18 protein-coding genes are annotated in these 22,214 nt (G+C 46.8%); 4 read left to right on the plus strand and 14 right to left on the minus strand.

Translation table 11 applies throughout. The annotated features are described in order from the left end of the window. Positions 1–7 precede the first annotated feature (7 nt). The 4 genes from I5M27_RS03310 to I5M27_RS03325 all read right to left on the minus strand — a co-directional run bounded on the left by I5M27_RS03310 (position 8) and on the right by I5M27_RS03325 (position 5,011). Entirely contained in the window at positions 8–3,082 is a 3,075-nt protein-coding gene (locus I5M27_RS03310; RefSeq protein WP_200504593.1) for an APC family permease, read from the minus strand. Positions 3,083–3,188: 106 nt separating this feature from the next. Then, positions 3,189–3,476 (minus strand): Asp-tRNA(Asn)/Glu-tRNA(Gln) amidotransferase subunit GatC, encoded by a 288-nt coding sequence (gene gatC / locus I5M27_RS03315; RefSeq protein WP_200504594.1) that lies wholly within the window; start codon positions 3,474–3,476, stop codon positions 3,189–3,191. Further along, positions 3,424–4,311: a lysophospholipid acyltransferase family protein gene (locus tag I5M27_RS03320; RefSeq protein ID WP_234462360.1), complete on the minus strand. Its 888-nt coding sequence runs from the start codon at positions 4,309–4,311 to the stop codon at positions 3,424–3,426. The genes gatC and I5M27_RS03320 overlap by 53 nt, the downstream gene beginning before the upstream one ends. 148 nt (positions 4,312–4,459) lie before the next feature. Then, complete coding sequence (locus tag I5M27_RS03325) at positions 4,460–5,011, minus strand: NUDIX domain-containing protein (protein ID WP_200504595.1); 552 nt, start codon at positions 5,009–5,011, stop codon at positions 4,460–4,462. A gap of 79 nt (positions 5,012–5,090) precedes the next feature. Here I5M27_RS03325 and I5M27_RS03330 point away from each other — a divergent pair, with 79 nt between their 5' ends. After that, entirely contained in the window at positions 5,091–5,690 is a 600-nt protein-coding gene (locus I5M27_RS03330; protein ID WP_200504596.1) for a ribonuclease HII, read from the plus strand. A 93-nt stretch (positions 5,691–5,783) separates the two neighbouring features. On the opposite strand, the gene I5M27_RS03335 is transcribed toward I5M27_RS03330, so the two are convergent. From I5M27_RS03335 to I5M27_RS03360, 6 genes are all read right to left on the minus strand, one after another. Further along, on the minus strand, positions 5,784–6,455 hold the full coding sequence (locus tag I5M27_RS03335; protein ID WP_200504597.1) for an ankyrin repeat domain-containing protein: 672 nt from the start codon (positions 6,453–6,455) through the stop codon (positions 5,784–5,786). 300 nt (positions 6,456–6,755) lie between these two features. Further along, positions 6,756–8,915: a cation:proton antiporter gene (locus I5M27_RS03340; protein WP_200504598.1), complete on the minus strand. Its 2,160-nt coding sequence runs from the start codon at positions 8,913–8,915 to the stop codon at positions 6,756–6,758. A gap of 53 nt (positions 8,916–8,968) precedes the next feature. Further along, on the minus strand, positions 8,969–9,541 hold the full coding sequence (locus I5M27_RS03345; protein ID WP_200504599.1) for a hypothetical protein: 573 nt from the start codon (positions 9,539–9,541) through the stop codon (positions 8,969–8,971). 396 nt (positions 9,542–9,937) lie between these two features. Continuing rightward, positions 9,938–10,375: a response regulator gene (locus I5M27_RS03350; RefSeq protein ID WP_200504600.1), complete on the minus strand. Its 438-nt coding sequence runs from the start codon at positions 10,373–10,375 to the stop codon at positions 9,938–9,940. 27 nt (positions 10,376–10,402) lie between these two features. After that, the gene (locus I5M27_RS03355; RefSeq protein ID WP_200504601.1) at positions 10,403–11,914 is read right to left on the minus strand and encodes a sensor histidine kinase; all 1,512 of its coding nucleotides are present in this window, start codon (positions 11,912–11,914) and stop codon (positions 10,403–10,405) included. Positions 11,915–12,055: 141 nt separating this feature from the next. Beyond that, complete coding sequence (locus tag I5M27_RS03360) at positions 12,056–12,655, minus strand: TetR/AcrR family transcriptional regulator (RefSeq protein ID WP_200504602.1); 600 nt, start codon at positions 12,653–12,655, stop codon at positions 12,056–12,058. 470 nt (positions 12,656–13,125) lie between these two features. Here I5M27_RS03360 and gcvT point away from each other — a divergent pair, with 470 nt between their 5' ends. From gcvT to I5M27_RS03375, 3 genes are all read left to right on the plus strand, one after another. Further along, positions 13,126–14,214, plus strand: a complete 1,089-nt coding sequence (gene gcvT / locus I5M27_RS03365; RefSeq protein WP_200504603.1) for a glycine cleavage system aminomethyltransferase GcvT — start codon at positions 13,126–13,128, stop codon at positions 14,212–14,214. A 79-nt stretch (positions 14,215–14,293) separates the two neighbouring features. Further along, positions 14,294–15,016 carry a 2-phosphosulfolactate phosphatase gene (locus I5M27_RS03370; protein WP_200504604.1) on the plus strand — a complete coding sequence of 241 codons (723 nt, stop codon included), beginning with the start codon at positions 14,294–14,296 and terminating at the stop codon, positions 15,014–15,016. A 307-nt stretch (positions 15,017–15,323) separates the two neighbouring features. After that, on the plus strand, positions 15,324–17,852 hold the full coding sequence (locus tag I5M27_RS03375; RefSeq protein WP_200504605.1) for a T9SS type B sorting domain-containing protein: 2,529 nt from the start codon (positions 15,324–15,326) through the stop codon (positions 17,850–17,852). Between the two features lie 248 nt (positions 17,853–18,100). Here I5M27_RS03375 and I5M27_RS03380 read toward each other — a convergent pair whose 3' ends face one another. The 4 genes from I5M27_RS03380 to I5M27_RS03395 all read right to left on the minus strand — a co-directional run bounded on the left by I5M27_RS03380 (position 18,101) and on the right by I5M27_RS03395 (position 21,848). After that, positions 18,101–18,427 (minus strand): nucleotide pyrophosphohydrolase, encoded by a 327-nt coding sequence (locus I5M27_RS03380; RefSeq protein ID WP_200504606.1) that lies wholly within the window; start codon positions 18,425–18,427, stop codon positions 18,101–18,103. Positions 18,428–18,665: 238 nt separating this feature from the next. Beyond that, positions 18,666–19,118 carry a D-aminoacyl-tRNA deacylase gene (gene dtd / locus I5M27_RS03385; protein WP_200504607.1) on the minus strand — a complete coding sequence of 151 codons (453 nt, stop codon included), beginning with the start codon at positions 19,116–19,118 and terminating at the stop codon, positions 18,666–18,668. A 135-nt stretch (positions 19,119–19,253) separates the two neighbouring features. Then, positions 19,254–20,618, minus strand: coding sequence for a hypothetical protein (locus I5M27_RS03390; protein WP_200504608.1), 1,365 nt, complete (start codon positions 20,616–20,618; stop codon positions 19,254–19,256). 9 nt (positions 20,619–20,627) lie between these two features. Continuing rightward, positions 20,628–21,848: an OmpP1/FadL family transporter gene (locus I5M27_RS03395; RefSeq protein WP_200504609.1), complete on the minus strand. Its 1,221-nt coding sequence runs from the start codon at positions 21,846–21,848 to the stop codon at positions 20,628–20,630. Positions 21,849–22,214 lie beyond the last annotated feature (366 nt).

Below are 22,214 nucleotides of genomic sequence, written 5' to 3' on the forward strand. Positions count from 1 at the left end.
TGCGCGTTTATTCCCAACCAGCGGATATTTCCTGGATTTTGGCCAGTTCCGCCTGGTAAAGCTGGTTAAAGGTAGCGTATTCTTCCGGGCTAAGCAACGGCGTTAGCTGCTCCATACCGGCGGCGGCGTAACTTTCGAAGCCGGCTTTTAAGCTCTGCAAAACGTACGCCTTGTAGAGCGCCGCCGAAAACGGATTATAGGTAATGCCGGCCATTAAAATGTTGTACGCCTCCATGTCATCTTTTTGCTTGTCGCGGTAGAATTTCGAGGCGGCCAGTAAGGCATCTTCGTGGTATGGCAGCACTTTTTCTATCCGGTCGTATAGCGTTTTTGCGTCCTTTATTTTGTTTGAATTTTCGGCCAGCAATGCTTTGTAATAAATTTTTTCCCCGGCAAATTGCGGCTCTAAATACAACTTATCCTGGTTTTGCTGCAAGGCATTTACGTTTTTAGATCTTGCCCAAACCAAGGCCTGCAGGCGGTTGCGGTCCGATTGTTCCACGGTTTTAGCGGCCGGATCGGTTGGTCGGGTTTGCAGGAATTGCTGCGCAGCTGGCAGATTGTTTTGTTTGTTCAAACGCGAAACCAGTACATTTTCCGCCGCCATTTTCGCCGTTTCGTTCTGAATGGAAGCAATTAAACCGGTAAAATCAATCTGGTCTGAAAGCGGCTGAATTTGCAGGAATTTCACTTTGTCGGCTTCGTTTTTAAGCGTGAAGGCTTTAGGCAGATCAGCTTCCAGAATAGCCAGTAAATGCGCGGCTTCTTTTACAGTCTCCGGGTTTTCGGCGGTTTGCAGATTCCGGGCCGCTTCCATTGCTTCAGCTTTCTTACCGGCAAACGCTAAAGCCCAGGCTTCGTGAATTGGTGCTTCCGGAAAACCGTTGCTTTTGGCTTTGGAAAAATAATCGGCCGCGCCGGCATAAAGTCCCTGTTCCAGCATCCATTGGCCCAGAATATCCTGATAGTATCCGGTTCCGGCAGAAGTAGTGCGGCTCAGGTTTTCCAGGGTGGCTTTGGCCATTAAGGGTTGCGCATGGTATTGTTCCAGCGCACCTTTCAGCAAGGTGAAATCTTCGGCGTGCGGGGCGTTTTCTTTTGTCTGGATGTAGCGTTTCAAATGCGAAATGGCGCTCGAATCGGTATGCAAACGGTTTAAAACGGTATGGTAAAGCAGCGTAAAAGCCGGGGTGTCGAAAATGGTATTGGCGGCCGGATATTCCGGTTTCGGAGTTTCCTGGCCCATCAAATGCTGCAGTAAAACGGCGTTGCTTTTCAGGGGGACATAACCGGTCCCAGCGTTTTCTTTGGCTACGATCTGGGCCTGTTCGGGCAAGCCATTCTTGATATAGAAAGCCAGTTTGTTGCTCGTGATCAGTTCTTTTTCGTTGCTGAAATTTTCGGCCAGATCGTAGTAATAATGCGTGGAATCGAGCAGCGAAGTTTTGTTGAAATGCAGCGCCATGTTGTTGTTTAAACGCGCGCTTTCGGGGAATTTCTGCAGCGCTTCTTTTAATACAAACTGCTGCTCAAAAAAGTATTGCTTATCCTCGAACAGCGCCGATAAACGGGCATATACTTTCTCGCTGGGCCGTTTGCGGAGCGCTTCTTTCAGATACACGATCTCGGTATTCCGGAAATTCTTTTCGCGGCTTATGCCGGCCAGGCTGTAGTTAGCTTTTACGTTGTGATGCTCCAGAATATCACTTTCGCGGTAAAAACGTTCGGCCAGTAACTCTTCGCCAGAAACGTTATACAGATCGCCGAGATAATTGTAAAAACCGGCGCGCGCCTGGCTGTAGGTAAACCACTGCGTTTTGGCAAACAAAAACAGCGTGGCAATGCTGCCCATGGTAATTACGGTAAAAAACGGTAGCCTTTTGGGGTCGTAAACTACTTTGTAAACCTGCAGTTTCTGGCCCAGCAATCGGCCGAAATTTACCATTACATAGAGGAAGAACATGAACCCGTAACCCAGGTGCAAATAAATGATCAGCGAGCGGTAGGCGGCAATTAACGGATCATTGGCAGTAGCAAAAACATAGCCGATATTCAGGAACGTGATGCTGGCAAAGATCAGGAACAAGAAAGCCGCGCCCGGCCAGAAAGCCACCATGCCACCGTAAACTTCTTCGCGTTTGCGCAAGCCCCAGAAACCCGCCAGCGCCGATAAAAATAAAATCAGGAAGGCATTTACCTGCAAAATATCGATGTCGTAAACGCCCGCTTCGTTCAGGAAAAATATGGTAAGGCTGGCCAGGTAGATCAGGGCAATGAACATGAACTGCCACATGCCGTGCCGCCGTTGCGGGTTTTGCGCCTGCGTATTTACCCACACTAAAAAGTGAATGATTTCATAAGCCACCCACACAATGAACAAAATAGAAGCAATGAGCAAAGCCGGAGCTACGTGGCTGATAAGATGCAGCGAAGTTAGTTCAGCAGAAAGCGGGCTGCGGCTGAAAATGAAAATGCCCAGCAAACCGACCAGCAAGGCAAAAATGCCCAATCTTTTAGCAAAAGAAACGGTAGGGTAGAAGGCCTGAAAAGTATAAGCCGGGCCCGCCAGCAAAAGCATAACGGGCAGCAAAATAAACGTGCGTCCGCCCGGAATCAGTTCCAGCCCTTCGAGCGTGGCCGTTACCAGGAAAAACATGAGCAGCAGCATGGCCGCCAGAAAGGTCCAGCGTTTTAAAGTAGAAGCAACCGTTAAAAAATAGACCAGCAGCACGCCCAGAAAAGCCAGGAAAATATGCGCGGCAAAAACGTTTATATAAGGCAGGCTGGCATCGTAGCGTTCGGTGAGTAAATAGCCGTTAGCTTTAATGGTAAAAGTTTGCTGCGCCTGCGTAAACTGGTTAATAATGGCATCTACGGGCTCCAGGTGCGACACTTTTTCCCACCGGATCATGGCATTGTCGGCGGTGAAGTAGGCAAAAATGCCCAGGCCGGCGGCCGAAATGGTTAAGAAAAGCAACACCAGGTACGGGTACTTCAGCGCCGGAGATTGGTTTTGCAGGAAATTAGTTGTTCGTTGTTGGTTTGGGGTTATTGGTGTTTTACTTTTCAGGGGTAAAAGCATAGCGTTTTGGGCAAGGAATCAGATGAATTTTGGTCCGGAAAAGGCCGGCTGAAAATTACCGGCTCCCGAACGACGAATAACGAACAACGAGCAACGAGCAACGAAATTATTCCATCACTTTTGGTACCCGGAAATAATCGGAATCTTTTTTAGGCGCATTGCGCAGCGCTTCCTCGTGGGTAACCGTGTTTTTGGCAAAATCTTCGCGCATCACGTTCACTTCCTCGCTCATGTGAATGAGAGGTTCCACGTTATCGGTATTCAGTTCATTGAGCTGCTCCATCCAGTTCAGGATCTTGTTCAGATCCGAAAGCATTTCCTGCTCTTTGGTTTCGTTAAATTCAAGCCGCGCTAAGTGGGCCAGATTTCTGATGGTGTTTATGTCGGTCTTCATAAATATCGGTTACGAATTCGGTTTTTATAATATTAAATACTTGTGCTTTCAGGGTTTCCAGATCGTTCATCGTCATGTTCGTAGTATCGATCGGCTCGTGAAAAACGATCTTGAGCGGATGACGATTTACAATGAACTGGCCTTTTACATCGGGCAGAAAAATGTGGTTGAACGGCATGGTTACCGGCACCAGCGGAATTTTTCGTTCTATTGCCAGCCGGAACGGACCATCCTTGAATTCAGCCAGTTCTTTGCCCACATTCTCATCCGGAATTTTACCTTCCGGGAAGATCACCAGGCTACGGCCTTCGTCTAAGGTTTTGTTGGAGTAAAGGTACGTTTTAGCGCGGCTCATCCGGCTGTCGCGGTCTACGGAAATGTAAAGCGCTTTAAAGATCGGCCCCCAGAGCGGCACCCGCGTAAGCGAAGCTTTTCCTACAAAATTCAGAAACCCGGGCACGGTGCTGAGCAACAACGGAATATCGATGTAAGAGGAATGGTTGGGCGCGTAAATGTATTGTTGCTTCGGGTTATAATTGCCTTTCCGGATCACTTCTACCCGCACGCCATACATGTGCAATTGCAGCCAGCTCCAGAAACGGTTCAGCGCCCCGGCATATTTAAACCATTCCTTCCGGAGAATAAAAAGCCGGAAGAAAGGCAACAAAATTATAAAAGGCAGCAGGAAACTGAAAACGCACCAGACCCTGTAAAGATTATTGCCAAACTTTTTTAAACCGCTCATACCGCCCAAATTTACGAATAAATCGTTGTTCCCGAATGCTAATCCTTCGGCGTTATTTGTTTTTCCGTTTTCAAAAATAGAAGTTTTCATATTTGCCTCCCTTTTTATGTTCCAAACCCTACCATATTTTCTATATTTAAATATACTTTATTGGTAGTAATTGGTTGAATTTCAGGAAGATGATTTTTATAATTTTCTAAAGAACCGAAAACGGCGAAGGAAAAACGAACAACGAATTTTACAAACCTAACAAACGCGCCACTTTCAAAATTCCGGCCACGCTGATGGCATCGGTAATTTCGTCGCGCATCACCATTTCTACGGCTTCTTTAAGCGGCAATTTCCGGAGTTGCAGGTCTTCGGTTTCTTCAAATTCGGTTTCGCCTGCAGTTAATTCCTGCGCCAGATAAACAAAGCCTTCTTCGTCGGTTACCGAGTTAGTAGTGTGCAAACGGCAGACTTTGGTCCATTTGGCGGCCGTAAAACCGGTTTCTTCTTTTAGTTCGCGTTTAGCGCTTTCCAGAATGTCTTTTTCCAGCAAGCCGCCGCCCATGGGTATTTCCCAGCTGTATTCGTTCAGCGCGTAGCGGTACTGGCCCACGAGCCAGGTGTTCATTTCTGCGTCTACCGGAATAATGCCCAGCGCCTTGTTTTTAAAGGAAACCACGCCGTAAATGCCCTGGCCGCCTTTGGGGTTTATTACCTGGTCTTCGCGCACGCTGATCCAGGGGTTTTGGTATATTGCTTTGGTGGCCAGCGTTTGCCACGGGTTTTTTATTTCTTCTTCCATATTTTTTCTGAACTGAAAACTGCTGCAAATAACGTAATTTCGGGCTGAATTTTTTACCGGTTTATTTTGTCTGATGAACATGTTGCTGCCTAACCATAGCGGAAAAATCCTGGAAGCAGGCCTCGATGAAGCCGGCCGCGGTTGCCTGGCCGGTCCGGTAATGGCTGCGGCCGTAATCTTACCGGCTGATTATTATCATCCGTTACTCAACGATTCGAAGCAACTGAGTAAAAAAGACCGGGAAATGCTGCGCGAAGAGATCTGCAAAGAAGCCGTGCAGTGGGCTGTAGCCGAAGTTTCGCACGCCGAAATTGACGAAATAAACATCCTGAACGCTTCCTTTCTGGCCATGCACCGCGCAGTAGACCAGTTTTCAACCCATCCTGAATTTCTGATCGTGGACGGAAACCGGTTTAAAAAGTACCGCGAGATTCCGCACGCATGCATTGTAAAAGGCGACGGTAAATATTTTTCCATTGCGGCAGCTTCTATTCTGGCCAAAACCTTCCGCGACGACCTGATGGAAAAGCTGGCCCTTGATTTTCCGGCCTACGGCTGGGAAACGAATGCCGGTTACCCCACCATCAAGCACCGCGAGGCGATCTCAAAATTCGGTGCCACGCCGCATCACCGCCTGAGTTTTAAATTACTGGCCGAAGTTCCGGAGCTAAGCTTTTAAAAACGCTAGGGTTTCGGGGCAAAAAAGTCAGGAAAGTGCAATGTTTCTGTTTTACGAGCGACTTCCGGGAAACTAACCAGGTCTACTATTAAATTATTTTTTTGCAGCCTTTTCAAGCACTTCCGCAATGGCGGTGAAGTTGCGTTTTCTGGCGTGTTGGAGGGCGGTTACGCCATCTTTATCCGGAATATTAACGTTGCAGCCGGCCGCGATCAGGGTTTTGGTAACTTCTACATAGGTTTTGCTACCATCGCCCAGCACTACGGTTTCCATCAAAGCGGTCCAGCCCAGCCGGTTTACGTGGTCAATGGGGAATCCTTTGGTGTTGGCCAGCAGCTTTACAGTTTCCAGGTGGCCTCGCTCACAGGCCGGGATCAGAGCCGTGCCGCCATAACGGTTGAAAACATCGAAACGGGCGCCGTTTTCCAGAAATAACTTTACGAAAGGCGTATAGCCGGATGCCCCTGCAAATAGAAAAGGACTGTCCTGGATATCGTCCTGCTGGTTTACGTTCGCGCCATGGGCCACCAGCAACTGCGCCATTTTCAGGTCTTTAGCGTGGGTTGCGAGCAGTAAAAGCGAGCGTTTGTTCTTGTCAGTCGTGTTCACGTCGGCGCCGTTTTTTAAGGCAGTTTCCACTTCTGTCAGGTTCCCGTTTTTTACGGCTTCAATTAAAGAAGCCTGGCTGGTTTGCGTTTGCATAGCGTTTTCTGAAGAGCAGGTGGTGAAAAATAAAAAGGAAAGCAGCAATAATAAAGTATCCATATAGCAGGCATTTTTTAGCGATTTCACTTTTCATGCTTCTGAGTTTTCAGGCTTTTACGTATACGGTTTTACCTGAAAATAAATGCTTTTATGGTATTAAAGGTCCTGGGGTAAAGCAGGTAAATTGCTTTAATTCAAGCTTTTAGCCGGTTGTATTTCTGCGGGTTAATAAATCTCTCGGCAATTCGGTTGACCTAAATTATCCTAAAGGCTTTGCGCACCGACATTAGAAGAGAATAAACGGTATGATTTTCAGCCGGAAAAGTCTGAAACAGTTTTTATGCTTAAATGGCTACCGTTTTATTTATTCGGGTTGAAGATGTTGCGCAAATATTTCTTGTCGTGGCCAAAATCGGTCAGCGGTCCGATAAACGTTTCAGTTTCAGATGCTTCCCCAAACTCCTGGTCGTTCTGCTCTGCGAGAAATTGTTTCGGATATAAAATTAAAAAGCTGTGCTGCCCGAAATAGCTGGTTAAATAATACGGCAGTTTATCGAGGTGTATATTGTACGATAAATGACCTTTGCGCGAAGTTACGATCACAAAAAGGTCGTTCTGGTGAAGTTCCCGGCTAAAGATCAGGAAATCTTCCCATTTGCTAAATGGCCGAAATTCGGCTTTAACCGGGCTGGCGCTTTGTTTGTTTTGCGCCTGCAGGGCTTCCAGGGTAGCCGGGTGCCCGAAAAACACCATGGAAAGGCCGGCCTCGGAAGCAATGGTAGTCAGTTTTTCGAACCAGTGTGCAAAGCCCGGCTCCAGTTCAGCCTTGGGGGTAACGGCTACCAGCATGCGGTTCAGGGTGTTGATAGGCTGTACCGATTTGTAGATGAAGATCGTTTCGGAAGTGCTTTTTACGATGCCATCGGCAATAGGACCCAGGAAAATTTTTTGATTCGATTCCTGGTGCAGACCGATGAGCACATCGGTAATGTTTTGTTCCTTAATGGTGTAAACAATGCCTTTGCTTACCGAACTATCGAAACGGGTGAGCGGAATAAGCTCATTTTCGGTGGCGGCAGCGTGCATGGTGGCTTTTTCCAGGATCTTTTTGCTCGCGTTCTGAGCCAGGTCCTTATCATCTTCATCGGTGGTTATGTGCAGGGCATAAACCGGGGTTTCGCTTTTTTTAGGTTTCAGGAATAAGCCCAGGTCCACCAGTTCCGGAACGGAATCGAGGTAAGCCATCGGGATCAGGATCTTATCTTTTCTGCCGGATTTATTTACGGGCTTGCTGGCTTCCTGCAGCGCTAAATTCCGGGAAGCTTTTTCTACCACAAACGAACTGATGGCGCAGCTGATAAGAATGAGTAAAATGGTACCGTTCAGCACGTCTTCATTCAGAAAACGGATGGGTTCCCCGTTGGGCATTTCCCCGATAATAATGTTGTAACCCACCAGAATAATGGCCAGAGTAGCGGCCGCGTGCGAAGTACTTAAACCGAAGATCATTTTGCCTTCATCTTCCGATAACCGGAAGATCTTTTGCGTGATCCAGGCGGCGGCATATTTGGTGACAACTGCTACCACCACAATTACGCCGGCAACTTTCAAGGCGCCCCAGCCTTTCACCAGCACAGTAATATCTACGAGCATGCCCACGCTTATCAGGAAGAAGGGAATAAAAAGCGCGTTGCCCACAAAATCGATGCGGTTCATTAAGGGCGAAGAATGCGGCACGAACCGGTTAAGCACCAGCCCGGAAAAGAACGCACCGATAATCGCTTCTATGCCTGCAACCTCGGCTAAGAAAGAAGCCAGGAAAACAATGCCTAAAACAAAAATGTATTGCGAAACGCTGTCTTCGAATTTCTTGAAAAACCACCGGATGATGATGGGGAAAATAAAGAAAATTACGCCCACAAAAACCAGCGTAGAAACGCCCAGCGTAACCCAGAACGACGAGGTAACTTCGCCTTTGGCCATGCCCGCCACGCCGGCCAGAATTAGCAGGGCCAGAATATCGGTGATCATGGTTCCGCCAATGGTGAGCGTTACAGCGCGGTTGCGGGCTATGCCGTAGCGGCTGGCAATGGGGTAGGCAATAAGCGTATGGGTAGAAAACATGCTCGCCAGCAATAACGACGGTAAAAATTCGTATTGCAACACGTAATAAGAGGCCAGCGTGCCTGCAATGAGGGGCAGCAGAAAAGTGGTTAATCCGAAAACCAGGATTTTGTTCCGGTTCTTTTTAAATTCGGTCATGTCAATCTCCAGCCCGGCCAGGAACATGATGTAAAGCAAGCCCACCGTACCGAAAAGCACGATACTGCTGTCGCGGCTAAGCAGATTTAAACCGTAGGGCCCCACAATTACCCCGGCCAGAATAAGCCCGATAATATGCGGCACTTTTATTTTCCTGAAAAGAATGGGTGCAAAAAGGATAATGAAGAGTACCAGCGAAAAAATGATCACCGGGTTTTTAAGGGGTAGCGAAAAGTCTAATTGCGATAATAGGATCATATTGTATCAATAAGGTTCAAAAGAATAAGTACAGCAACGTGATCGTTCCGCCGCTATTCCCTGCTCATTTGTAACTCATAAATAATCTTACAACCGGTTGCCCTGGTAATTTCGCGCTGGCCTTCGAGGGTGTTTTCTGAAGCTTTTCTTAAACGGGCAATTATCTTTACGGCCGGCTGGTTGGGGGTTGCTGCTTCATCTGCAATCAGTTCCAGCGTGTTGCCGGTGTAGATGCCGCTATACATCCGAACCTGGTTGTTGTTGGCTATCGCTTTGGCAATGAATTTATTATCCTGATAAGTGATTTCCCATTGTTCCGTTTTGGTGTCGCCCACCGCAGAACCCGGGCAGGTGGTTTCGCTGCAGGTCATTTTTACGGCCCATTTGCCTAATAAGGCTTCGTTTACGGCCGCCAGGGTATCGGTAACTACGGGTTGTTTTAAGGCTTCTTCCCGCTCTGCAAGCGCCGCTTCTTTTAATTCCAGGGTTTTTTCTTTCACCAGCAATTCCTGTTCTTTTTGCAGCAGGCTTGCTTCCTTTTGGCGGAGGTTTTCCTGTTGGGTTTTTGAATTGCAGGCGGAAAGGAGGGGAAGAAGAAAAAGGATAAAAAGGCTAAGCTGCTTCATGAAAAATCAGTTAGTTTCAGTAAGTTAAAAGACACTGGTAGCAAGATAAGGAATGTTGCTATAGTCCAGAAATGTAACCGGCGGTATGTTGGTATAAAGTATGCCGATATTGTTAAGGCTGCTTATTTAAAAGCTTCATGCAGTTTAAACGAAACCACTGACTTTTTATTGAAAAAAAGATAGCGTTTCGGCAGCCGCAGAACCTGTATCCGGTAATAAGATCAAAATAAACCGGGAATTTTTGCTGATTTTAAGAATACGAAAAAACGTGTTATTCCTTAAATGTCGGCCAATACGTGGAAGGTTTGCTCTGAATGGAAACCTTTATGGTATTAAAAAAACAGGCTTGTAGTAAATGCAAGCCTGTTTTTTAGCTAAATGCTTAACAAGAATAATTTATTTGATCTTCAGCAAGTCCAGCATTAAGCTGAAACTGTCGATGGTAGAATTTTCGCCGCCGAATTTATCGAAGGAAAGCGGTTTTACGATGTAACCGGTTGCGTTCAGGTTCTGAGCCGCCAGGCGGTCACTTTCTTCGTTCGAGGTCGTCATGATAAACACGTTCAGGTCGCGGAACTCGGGGTCTTTGCGTACGGCTTCCAGGAATTCGATCCCGTTCATTTTCGGCATGTTGATATCCAGGAGCACCACGCTTGGCTTAGGGATGATCTTGGTAGCGCCGCCTTCGCCTTTCAGCATGTTCAGCGCCTCGCGGCCGTTCCGGGCCACGTGCAGAGGAAGATTTATATTAAGTTTCTTCAGCTCGCGTTCAACGTTCATGATGTCTAAATAATCATCTTCCACAAGCAGAATACTAACTTGATTTTCGGTCATGTTTGTTTGGGCAGTTAAAATTTTTAATTAAATACTCGAAATCATAGAATTGGTTTCCAGCGGCGCAGTTTTAGGCCAGTTAAAAGTAAAGGTTGCCCCATCGCCTGGCTCAGAATCTACGGAAATTGTGCCGCCCTGCCGTTCTATAATTTTTTTCACAATGGCCAGTCCCACGCCGGTGCTTTCCATTGCGTCGCGTTCCTGCAGGGTCTGGAAGATCACAAATATCCGGTCGTGATATTCCGGGTCAATGCCCGGACCATTGTCTGTAAAAGAAAAGGAATAGAACTGATTCGATTCCTGGCAGGTAATGGTCAGGTTGCCTTCCGGTTTATCGTTATACTTTATCGCGTTGGAAATCAGATTGGAAAAAACCTGCTCCAAATAAATCCGGACGGTGTAAATATGTGGCATTTTCTCCGGAATTACAATTGAAAAGTTCTTCGGGATGCTGATCGAATCGATAATATCCAATACCAGCTGGCGCACATCTACCAGTTCATCCATTCGTTTGGTACGGCCGATACGGGCCAGGTCCAGAATACCGTTGATGAGGTTTTCCATGCGGTGTACGCGCACGCGCATCATCATTAAATATTCCTGAATATTAGCCGGCAAGGTGTTTCCCATGTCTTCTTCTATCCAGCGCGAAGCATTTTCGATGCCCCGCAAAGGCGCCTTTAAGTCGTGCGAAACCACGTAGGCAAACTGGTCCAGTTCTTTATTTTTGCGTTCCAGTTCGGTAATGTTGCGGTCAATGGTGCCGGCCATGATGTTCAGGGAAGCAGAAAGCTTGCTGAGTTCATCTTGCTCAGTATCTACCAGCTTGGTTTTATAATCGCCTTTGGAAATTTTATCAGCCAGCCTTACCATAGTCATGATGCGGTTGGAAATGATCTTGGTAATGTAATAAGCCCAGGCCAGCCCTAAGAGCACCGAAAAAATGGTTAAGCCCGTAGAAACGTTGCGGGTATAGTTAATGGTCTGGCTCAGGCGCTGGGTGCGTTCTTCGCGGATCTGGTATTCAATGGCATTGAAATTCTTGAACTGTACCCGGATCGAATCATTAAGCTGCTTGCCGAATTGGGCCTTTACTTTATCGGCGCTCCTTAATTCCGAAAGGCCGGAACGCGGTTCATTTTCCATTTGCTCGCGTTTCTCGGCAATCAGTTTTTCGGCAAATTCATTCATCCATTGGGTGTGGAGCGTGCGGATGAGGCGGAGGTATTTCTGCTGCCCCGGCGAATTTACCGTCATTTCTGTCAGGCTCTGGAAAAGGGGCTGCACCTGGTCTTTAGACTGCACATACGGCTCCAGAAACTCTTCCTGACCGGTAAGCAGGTAACCACGCAGACCAGATTCCATATCGGAAATATTGCGTTGCAGCGAAGCCGAGTTCCGGGTAATGATCTGCGATTGCGAAACCCAGGAGCTGCTGGCCAGCACATCCTGCGAGAGGTTGTAGTTAATATAAGTTACCGCCAAAAAGATAAACGATACAATAGAAAAGCCGGCAAACAGCTTGGTAGATAACTTCATGGGGTAAAAGTATAAGAAACAAGTTAACTATGCAAGCTGGTAAACGCTAGGGTTTTAGGCCAGAAAAGTGTTTCTTATTTAAAAATAATTGGTTATTAATGATTCAGATTCCGGGTTGGCCGGGTAAAAATACGAGCTGTTTTAAAGGGTATCCAGCACCTCGTCGGAGGCTTTGGGCGAGGTAATTTTATCTAAAAGCTGCAGGCCTTTTTCGGTGAGTAAACCACGGAGGTAATACTCGATGGCCAGTTTAAAAACTACCCCGAAATTATTTTCTTTTTCGTTCAGAACATTGGTTTCCACGATGGCGTAAGTTTGCGCAATAAGCAGTTGGCTCACCAACGGGGCTTTGATTTCCGGTTTTAAAAGTTCCTGCTCTTTGGCCGCAATTACCTGGCTGGTTAAAGCGCCCTGTAAATAATTATTGGAAAATTCCTGGGTTTTGAGCCAGCAACCAGGGTAAGCTGTTTTCATATCGGGCAGGAACGACGGGTGATGCCCGGCAAGCGCTTTCAGGTTGGCGTGCAGCAATTGCATAAGTGCTTCTACGGGGTTAGCCGCAACTTCTAATAAACCTGCAAAATGAGCCATGCGCCGGGTTAAGGCAGCATCTACGCACTGATCCAGCAAAGCTTCCTTCGTTTTGGCAATACCCTGCAAGGTGCCTTTTGAAATGCCAAGTTGCGCCAGCATATCTTCCATGGTCAGGTTCTTAATCCCGTGCCGCTGAAAAATATGCATACCTTCTTCTAAAACCGTCTGCCTGAAATCCATAATCCCTCCAAAAATAAATTCTTCAAGCGCTCTCCGGAACCAGGAGCATATAGTTTTACAGCTCAAAACCATAGCGTTTTTGTCCGGGAAATTACATCAGTTCAAATATATTTTTTAAAATATATAACGAAATTGATACAATAGAACGCTTTTTTGCCTATATTATTACGAAGATGTTTTGCACCAGGTTTTGTAACTTTCAGGCAAATTATTGTAACTGTACCGGAAAAAGAACCGGCCATTCTTTTAAAAGCGGATCTTTGGCTTTATAGAAAAGGTTTATGCTGCTGCAATATCTGCTGCGCATAAAATGAAAGGTAATTGTATAAAATTCAGAAACTGCCCGGCCAGGCAAGGTTGAAAAATCTGGTTTCAGAAACAATTTTAAATCAGTACTTTTGCGCACAATTATTAAGCCTCTCTAAAGATCCTGAACCATGGAATTGAAAAAAGTTGCCCTGAATGATGTGCACGAAGCCTTAGGTGCCAAAATGGTGCCGTTTGCCGGTTACAACATGCCGGTGCGTTACAGCTCCGACATTGAAGAACATAAAACCGTACGCGAAGCGGTTGGTATTTTCGACGTGTCGCACATGGGGGAATTTATGGTGAAAGGCCCGAAAGCGCTGGACCTGATCCAGCGGGTAACGTCAAACGATGCCAGCAAACTGGTGCCGGGTAAAATTCAGTACACCTGCCTTCCGAACGAAGAAGGCGGCATTGTAGACGATCTGCTGGTTTACCAGATGGCCGAAAACGAATACATGCTGGTAGTGAACGCTTCGAACATTGAAAAAGACTGGAACTGGATCTCTAAATTCAATACGGAAGGCGCGGAGCTGGAAAATATTTCTGACAGCATGTCTTTATTTGCCGTGCAGGGACCGAAAACGGCCGATGCGCTGCAAAGCCTCACCAGCCTTGATCTGCACAACATGACTTATTACACCTTCGAAAAAGGCGAATTTGCCGGCGTGCCAAACGTAATTGTTTCTGCCACGGGTTATACCGGTGCGGGCGGATTTGAAATTTACGTGCCGAACGAAAACGCGAAAGCAGTTTGGGATAAGATCATGGAAGCCGGCAAAGCGTTCGGCATTAAGCCGATCGGTTTAGGCGCCCGCGATACGCTGCGTCTGGAAATGGGCTTCTGCTTATACGGCAACGATATTTCCGATACTACTTCGCCGCTGGAAGCCGGTTTGGGCTGGGTTACCAAATTCAACAAGGAGTTTACCAATTCTCAGAACCTGAAGGCGCAGAAAGAAGCCGGCGTGAGCCGCAAGCTGGTGGGTTTCGAAATGGTAGAGCAAGGCATTCCGCGCGCGCATTACGAAATTGCCAACGCCGAAGGCGAAACCATTGGCGAAGTTACTTCCGGTACGCAAAGCCCGATGCTGAGCAAAGGAATTGGCCTGGGTTATGTGAAAACTGAATTTGCCGGTCCCGGTTCAGAAGTTTATATCAAGATCCGGAACAAGGCCGTGAAAGCCAACGTGGTTAAACTGCCTTTCTACAAAGCTTAATCTGACCTATTACGGCCTCGCTTTGCGGGGCCGTTCTTTTACCCTTATATCGAATTCTTACTATTTAAATTAAAAATATATGTTAACGGTTGACGTTTGTTTCAGCCCCGAATTATTACACTTATATAATTTGCAGGGCCGTGTTGTAGTGGTGGTAGATATTTTGCGGGCTACATCCAGTATGGTTACGGCTTTTGCGCACGGCGTAGAAAAAATGGTGCCCGTAAGCAAACTGCAGGAGTGCATGGCTTACCGCAAAAAAGGATTTTTAACCGCTGCCGAACGCGACGGGCAAAAAGCCGAAGGTTTTGACCTGGGCAATTCGCCTTTCAGCTACATGGAAGAAAGCATTAAAGGCAAAGCCGTGGCCATTACTACTACCAACGGTACGCAAGCCATCCGGCTTTCCATTTCTGCCGATACGGTGGTAATTGGTTCATTCCTGAATATTTCGGCGGTGGCGAAGTTTGTGCAGATGCAGCAGAAAAGCGTGATCATTGTGTGCGCCGCCTGGAAAGGAAAATTTAACCTGGAAGATACCTTGTTTGCCGGCGCTTTAATTGAAAAACTGGGCAGCGAATTTGAACCGGAAAACGATTCTACTTTAGCCGCCACCGTTCTTTGGGATGCTGCCAAAGCTGACCGCCGCGCGTTCCTGAACAACTCGAGCCACGTAAAACGCCTCGCCCGCCTGGATATTACCAAAGATGTAGATTTCTGTTTGCAGGAAGATGTTTACGACGCCGTGCCGGTTTGGCAGGGCGCGTATTTAACTAAAGCCGTTCCGGTGCTGGTAGATTAGTTGCTGTTGACTTTTTAAGGCGGAAAACCTACCGTTTTTATTTCAAACCTGTGAGATTTTAAAACCTCACAGGTTTTTTTGTGCGAAAGCCTACCGTTTTTGATCGCGGATTAAGCGGATTAAAGGATTTCGCAGATTTCTGGCAGGAAGGGGAAGCGTTTTGGAGTGTCAGATTTTATTATGCGTTAGGAAGTGAGTTTTTTGTTTCAAAAGGCTACCGTTTTTGCATTCTAGAAACAAATAGTTAATTGCTGTTTTTTATTGTTACAGATTTTTTAGTTTTGTAACGAAACCTGCTTTTCCTGGAATGAACAAGACTGTTTTTCTTTTCTGCTTTTTTATTATAAACCTGGTTGTAGGGAAAGCTGCTGCCCAGCAAAAAGAAGGTGCCTGGTGGTTTTTTGGCTCAAGAGATTTTACCACTAGTAATTATTGGGGCCCCTCGTTGCATTTCAATGGCAATAAATTAGCGATTGGTAAACATAGTGATCCTTCAGGTATATGGGGTAACAGTACCATAAGCGATAACCAAGGCAATTTGCTTTTCTATACCAAATACGGATTCCCTTATACCCGGAATTTTACCCTGTCTGGCAACCCGCCCATTCCAGAGTATCCAATGATACCAGCTAGTTTTAACCAGCAATATCCAAAAAGTATTGGATCCAGCCATCTTGAAATGCTTGTGCAAAGCCCGGCGGACCCACAGGTTTACTTCCATTTTTTTCTTACTCAATTCGGTTGGTCACTCGGTGGAATTGGCCAAACAACAGACACTACTTATTTTAACGTAGGCCAGTTAAGTTTGCGGCTTAATAACGGCTTTGGCGATGCCATACCCAATGCACTTCGGGTAATCCAAAAGAACGCGGCCATAAAAATGGCGGCCCTGCTGCATACCAACAACCGCGATACCTGGATCCTGACCCATAACCGGGAAGGCACCCATTTTTACGCCTACCTGCTTTCGCCTGCCGGTATTTCTGCCCCAGTAATAACGCCCACCGGCCGGCCGCTAGCCGAAATCGGGCGGCTTAAAAGCTCGCCAAACAGCGGCCAGTTTACAACCAACAGCGCGGCCGGCATCGAGCTCTTCGATTTTGATCGTAGCACAGGTATTCCTATTTTCCGACAAACCTTAACCATTCCGGTAATAAACCCGCTTTATTTCGCTTATTCCACGGCCTTTTCCCCGGATGGCAGTAAATTGTATGTTGGCTCCGGGAACCCCGATTACATCGGTGTGAATCCACCGGATATTCCTACGTATAAAGCCTATTTATACCAATTTAACCTTGCATCCGGCAGCCCGGCGGCCATTCAGAATTCGCGCTTCCACGTTTTTACTTTCGACAGCACTCATACCGTTTTTGATATGCAAATTGCCATAGACGGTAAAATCTATCTTACCAAAGGCTATCATGATGGCAGCAAATACCTGAGCCGGATCAATTGCCCGGACCAGCCGGGCGCGGCCTGTCGTTTCCGGTACAACGAAATTTACCTGCAGGGAAGTTTAAGTGGCCGGAATCTTCCCGCCCTCAACCAAACCATTTTCCGGAACGCAGGTTTTTTGCAGGCGCAGGCATTAAGAGATACGATTTGCTACGGCGATTCGGTGCAGCTTTCGGCTTACGGGGCAGGCGCGGAGCGTTTCCAATGGCAGTTAGCCAATGGCTTAACTGCTCCGGATGATACGTTGGCCAATCCTTTTGTAAAACCCACGCAAACCACTACTTATTCAGTTACCGGTTCGAGCGATTGCAGCCAACGTACAGCTTCGGTAACGGTGGTGGTTTTGCCTAAGCCGATGGTTACTATCAGCGGTTCGGCCTCGGTTTGTCCGCAGGTGCAGGGCGTTTGGTACAAGGCAAGCAATCCCGAGAAGCTGCCAATAAGCTGGGGCGTTAAAGGCGGCACCGTGGCTACTACTTCCAACGACAGCATTTCGGTAAACTGGGGCAATGCAAGCAACACGGCGCAGGTTTGGGCTTTGCCAAGAAACCGCTTAGGCTGCCCCGGCGATACGGTTTTCTTCCCGGTGAACATTAACGTAATTCTGGCTACTGAAACCCCGAAAGGCGCGGATACGCTTTGCCTGAACCAAGCGAAAAACGTAAGTTACCGCATTGCTCCAACTACTGGTTCGGTTTACACCTGGGGCATAAACGGCGGAATAATTATAAGCGGACAAAGCACCAACAGCATACGGGTAAACTGGCAGCAAGCCGGAAATAATAAACTCTGGGTACAGGAAGAAAGCCGCACCAGCACCTCGCATTGTTTCGGCGTTTCCGATACCTTGCTCGTGTTTGTTCAATCATCACCGGCCGAAATAAATAAAATATCCGGCCCGACGCAGGTTTTTACTTTTGCCCAAAATCAGGTTTATGAAATTGAAGATCCGCAGTTGGGTTTATCTTACAACTGGCAGATTAGCGGCGGCGCAATTACTTCCGGACAAGGCAACAACAGTATAAAAGTAAACTGGAAAAATACCGGAATCGGTCTGATAGAAGTTTCAGTTGCGAATGCGCAAGGTTGCGAAAGCAGTAAAACAGTTTTGAAAGTAGAAATTTCGGGTGCGCCGCTTCCGGTTTTCTACAACATCATCACGCCAAACGCTGACCATAAAAACGATGCTTTTGTAATAGAAAATCTGAAATGGTATGCAGAAAATGAACTGGTAATTTACAACCGCTGGGGCATAGAAGTTTTCCGGAGCCGAGATTATAAAAACGACTGGCAAGCTGAAAAACTAAGCAGCGGCGTTTACTTCTATCGTTTCCAGGCTCAAGGCAAAAGCTGGAAGGGCTGGCTGGAAGTAGCGAAATAGTTGTTGGTTGTTCGTTGCTGGTTGTTGGTTAAATAGATGATCGTAAAACGGTAGGGATTTGTCGTGAAAAACTGCTCCACGCCTTAAAAGGCGTGGCAATTAAACTGTAGTGCCAAACCGGTGTGAGGATTTAAATAAATTAAATAACCCATTCAACCATTTAACTAATTACCACGCTTTTTAAGGCGTGGAGCACAGGAGTTAAAAAAACGGTAGGGTTTAAACCCAAAAACCATTTAACAATTAAATCAAAATAATTTCTCGTTGTTTTTGTGCCTTTCTGCATCGCGGATGGTTTTCTTGTCGAGGTTTTTTTGCAGGGCTTCGGTTAAATTTACGCCGGTTTGGTTGGCCAGACAGATAACTACAAAAAGCACATCGGCCAGTTCATCGGCCAGGTTTTTGTCTTTATCCGAAGGTTTGAACGATTGCTCGCCGTATTGACGGGCAATGATGCGCGCTACTTCGCCTACTTCTTCGGTAAGCATGGCCATGTTGGTGAGTTCGTTGAAATACCGCACGCCGGTGGTTTTAATCCAGGTATCTACGGTTTGCTGCGCTTCTTCTATGGTCATTTCTGTGTATTGTTAATTGTTTATTGCTAATTGAAAAACGCTATGGTTCTGGGTTTGAAAAGTCAGATTATTCTATTGCTGGATAATTATTCCCATTGGGAAAACGCTATGGTTTAAGGGCGGAAAAGTCACTGAAATTTTTTGCCATCAAGAATCACATAACGTTTATAAAAAAAAGGAATAGTAAGGCCAAAAGATTTAACAATTGTCAATTAACAATCAGCAATTAACAATTCAATCATTCCCGGTTCTGGGAGTCGATGATGATGGTTACCGGGCCGTCGTTTACCAGCGAAACTTTCATGTCGGCGCCGAATTCTCCGGTCTGAATGGGTTTGCCAAGGTCGGTTTGGAGTTGGGTTATGAATTGCTCGTATAGTGGAATGGCAATGGCCGGCGGCGCAGCGTTAATGTACGAAGGGCGGTTTCCTTTTTTAGTATTGGCGAAAAGCGTAAACTGGCTGATGAGTAAAAGTTCACCCTTTACATCCAACACGCTTAAGTTCATTTTGTCGTCAGCATCTGAAAAAATACGCAACTGCACCAGCTTTTTCGAGGTCCAGATCAGGTCTTCGGTAGTATCGGAAGCTGTCAAGCCGGCCAATATCAATAAACCCTGACCGATCGCACCTTTAATCTGACCGTCAATTTTTACCGATGCTTCGCTCACGCGCTGAATAACTACCCGCATATTTTTCTGAAATTATTCTTTTTTGCAAGTTAAGGTTTCCCGAAAAGAATGCCGCGTTCTGAAACGCAAATACCATAAAAAAAAGTCAGCCTGAACGTTCAGGCTGACTTTTTTACAATAAAACTATAGCGTTTTTTACAGGCCCATGGCCGGATAATCGTTCACGTTAACTTCCGGGATCTTTGTTCCGAAACCAGAGAACTGCGGCGATTTTGGCAATACTTCCTGGTTCATTGCCTGGATGATCTTGTTGGCAACAATTGCCTGGCCGCGTGGCGTGAGGGTGAAATTATCGAGCGAGAAAACGCCGCCTTTTACCGGCGAAAGGTCGTATTTCACGCCGTTATAGATCACGCCGTTGCGCAGCGTACCAAACAGCTGTTTCATATCGGCTACAATTACCATGTTGGCAAAAGCAGGATTCTTTACAATATCGGTGATCTTTACATTGTAGCGGTTCATGCGGGCCGTTAAATGCTGAATTTCTTTGTAATTCAGTACTTCATCAGAATTCAGCGGATGTTGTTTGCTCAAACCATGCCCCTGCACGCCAATCGTAGTTCTGCCTTTCGGAGTGAGAATATCTTTAGCAACCACAACTACAGTGTCTACACCCTGGCTTGGTACATTCATGTTTTTCAGCACTTTTACCCAGATGGTTAAATTACTGTTGCCGGTTTGTTTGCGCAGATCGTCCTGAATTTTTACCAGGTCAGGCGCATAAGCAATCGGAAAATCTTCGTAAGAAGGCAGGTTCAGAATCACCCCTTTGCGTTCGGCTTTGCCGTTTGGCTGCCGCTTCGTCAGGTTATCGAGCAGGCTGTTCATCTCCGTAGTAAATTCAGCTTCTTCGGGAAGGGTACCGCAGGCGGCGCCACTCATGATATAAGAGATCACGTCGCTCATGCCAAACCAGGCCGTAAAGAAAGTTGGGTTACTGGTACCGGCTACTTCCAGGTAACTGCGGTTATCGCTGGCGGGTAATATGCGTTCGAAATAAGGATTAAAGCCGGCTGTGTTCTGATTGGCTGAATTACCAAGGCCTGGCGTTTTAAGCTGCTTGATTTTAAGAGCCGGAACCCCAAAGTTCTGAACTTTTGCAAGATCACCGCCATAGGGTTTATTCAGGCTGGGCAGGCCAGTGCACTCTGCTAAAGTAAGTTTTACAAATTCTTCTGAATTCCGGATAGCCGGAGCCCCATTTTCCGAAGCAAGGGTCATCATGGGCGTGCCTTCGCCGGAAAAATACGGTTGTTCGAACGTGGCAGGTGCGCCGAATAAAGCAAATTGTTTAGCCAGAATAGCCGGGTAAGCATTTTGCTGGCTTTCGCGGGACAAGCCGCCGTTCATAAATCCAGCCGTAATATAATCGCCGTAGGCTACGTATCTGGTCAGGTTCAGGTCGGCGGAATTGGTATCGGGCGCTTCTATATCCGGCTGACAGGAAACTGCCAGAACTGATAATGCAAGGCCGGGAATTAAATATAAAAAACGTTTCATCTTCAGCAATTAAAACTTGTAATTAAGGCCTAAACCTACACCATTTACCAGGGTACGGTATTTACCGGCCACATTTGCAACATTGGTTTTGGTAATATCAGTTACTGCGTTGCGTTCCGCCACTTTCTCAAACAGGTAAGCTGCATCGAGTTCAAAACGTTCCGAAAGTTTATAAGAAAGTCCGGCGGTTAAACCTATGCGGCTGCCGTCCGGCAATTCCGGCGAAATATATTCGTCGCGCACCGGGGTCTCGTCGTAGAAAAGACCGGCCCGGAAAGCCAGGTTGTCGCTGTGGCCATATTCGGTTCCCACCCGGAAAGCCATGGCATCTTCATATTTGCGGCCGGCCCGGCTGTCTGGCGTGGCAGCGTTTTCGAAGTTGAAGTTCAGCGAATCGTAGCTAGACCAGCCGGTGAGGTTAAATTCGAAAGCCACTAAAATTTTCTGATTAATGCGGTTGGTAAACCCAACGGAAAGGGTAGAAGGCAGCTCGAGGGTAGATTTGAAATTCTGGTTCGGGAACTGGCTGCTTAAGCTGGCCGGCACATTGGTGAAAGTGGCTTTTCCTTTGTCGAGGTTGAAATTTACGTTGGAACGGTAGGTAATGCCGAAGGAAAGTTCATCCTGGATCTTACCAAAAACGCCCGCATTAAAACCAAAGCCCGAAGCCGTACCGGTTAATTTGGCGTTGCTGTTAATTTCCCCGATCTGCCGGCGCACCAGCACATCGCCATAGGCATAAACCAGTCCGGCGCCGGCGCTGAAATTATCGGTAATGCGGTAAGAAAGCGTAGGTTGCACGTAAAATGTTTTCAGGTTCACTTCCTGGCTCACCGAGCGGCCTTCCCAGTTATCTTCCCATTTCGTGCCAAGGCCGTAAGGGCTGTTCACGCTTAAACCCGCCGTTATTCTTTTGCTAACCGGAATGGCGGCGTACAGATAAGAAGGGAAAAATACCTGGCTTTCCATTTCGGAAACAGTAGCCGTGTTGGCTGAAAGAAAGGTAGTTTTAGGCATCAGGAAGGTAGAGCCCACGCTGATGTAGCGACCTGAATCGAGCATGGACAAGGCACCGGGATTATAATAGGCCGCCGAGGCATCTTTGTTGTAAGCGCTGAACGCACCGCCCATACCAAGAGCCTTCTGCCCCTGCGTATTTACCTGGAAACCACCGGCCTGAGCCAGCATGGCTGCCGAAAGCAGGTAAATTGATAATAAAGTTTTCTTCATTTGTTCGAGTAAACGCAATTTGGCGCAAAGTTACGAAACCCTGCGCGAAACCTTAGCACTTTCCGTTATTTTATTGTTATCTGCCTGGGGCATTCAGGAAGATTCTGAGAGGATTCTGAAAGAAGTTCGGCAAATATGATCGTGCAAAATGCGGCAGGCACTTTTTGTGGTTAAAACCCTACCATTTTCGAGCTTAAAACGTTCCTAACGGAAGCTATTCTTTTGAATTTAATTGTTGGTGCGAGCTTGCCACTCTTTCCTGTCTTTGTTCAAGCAAATGAGCTACCGGGCGCACCGGTGAATTTTAATTGGATTTTCAGCAAATTCTTTGCTGTATAATTTATAATACTGGATTTCAGGGATTAG

It is taken from the genome of Adhaeribacter terrigena, assembly GCF_016623615.1.
Taxonomy (GTDB): domain Bacteria; phylum Bacteroidota; class Bacteroidia; order Cytophagales; family Hymenobacteraceae; genus Adhaeribacter_A; species Adhaeribacter_A terrigena.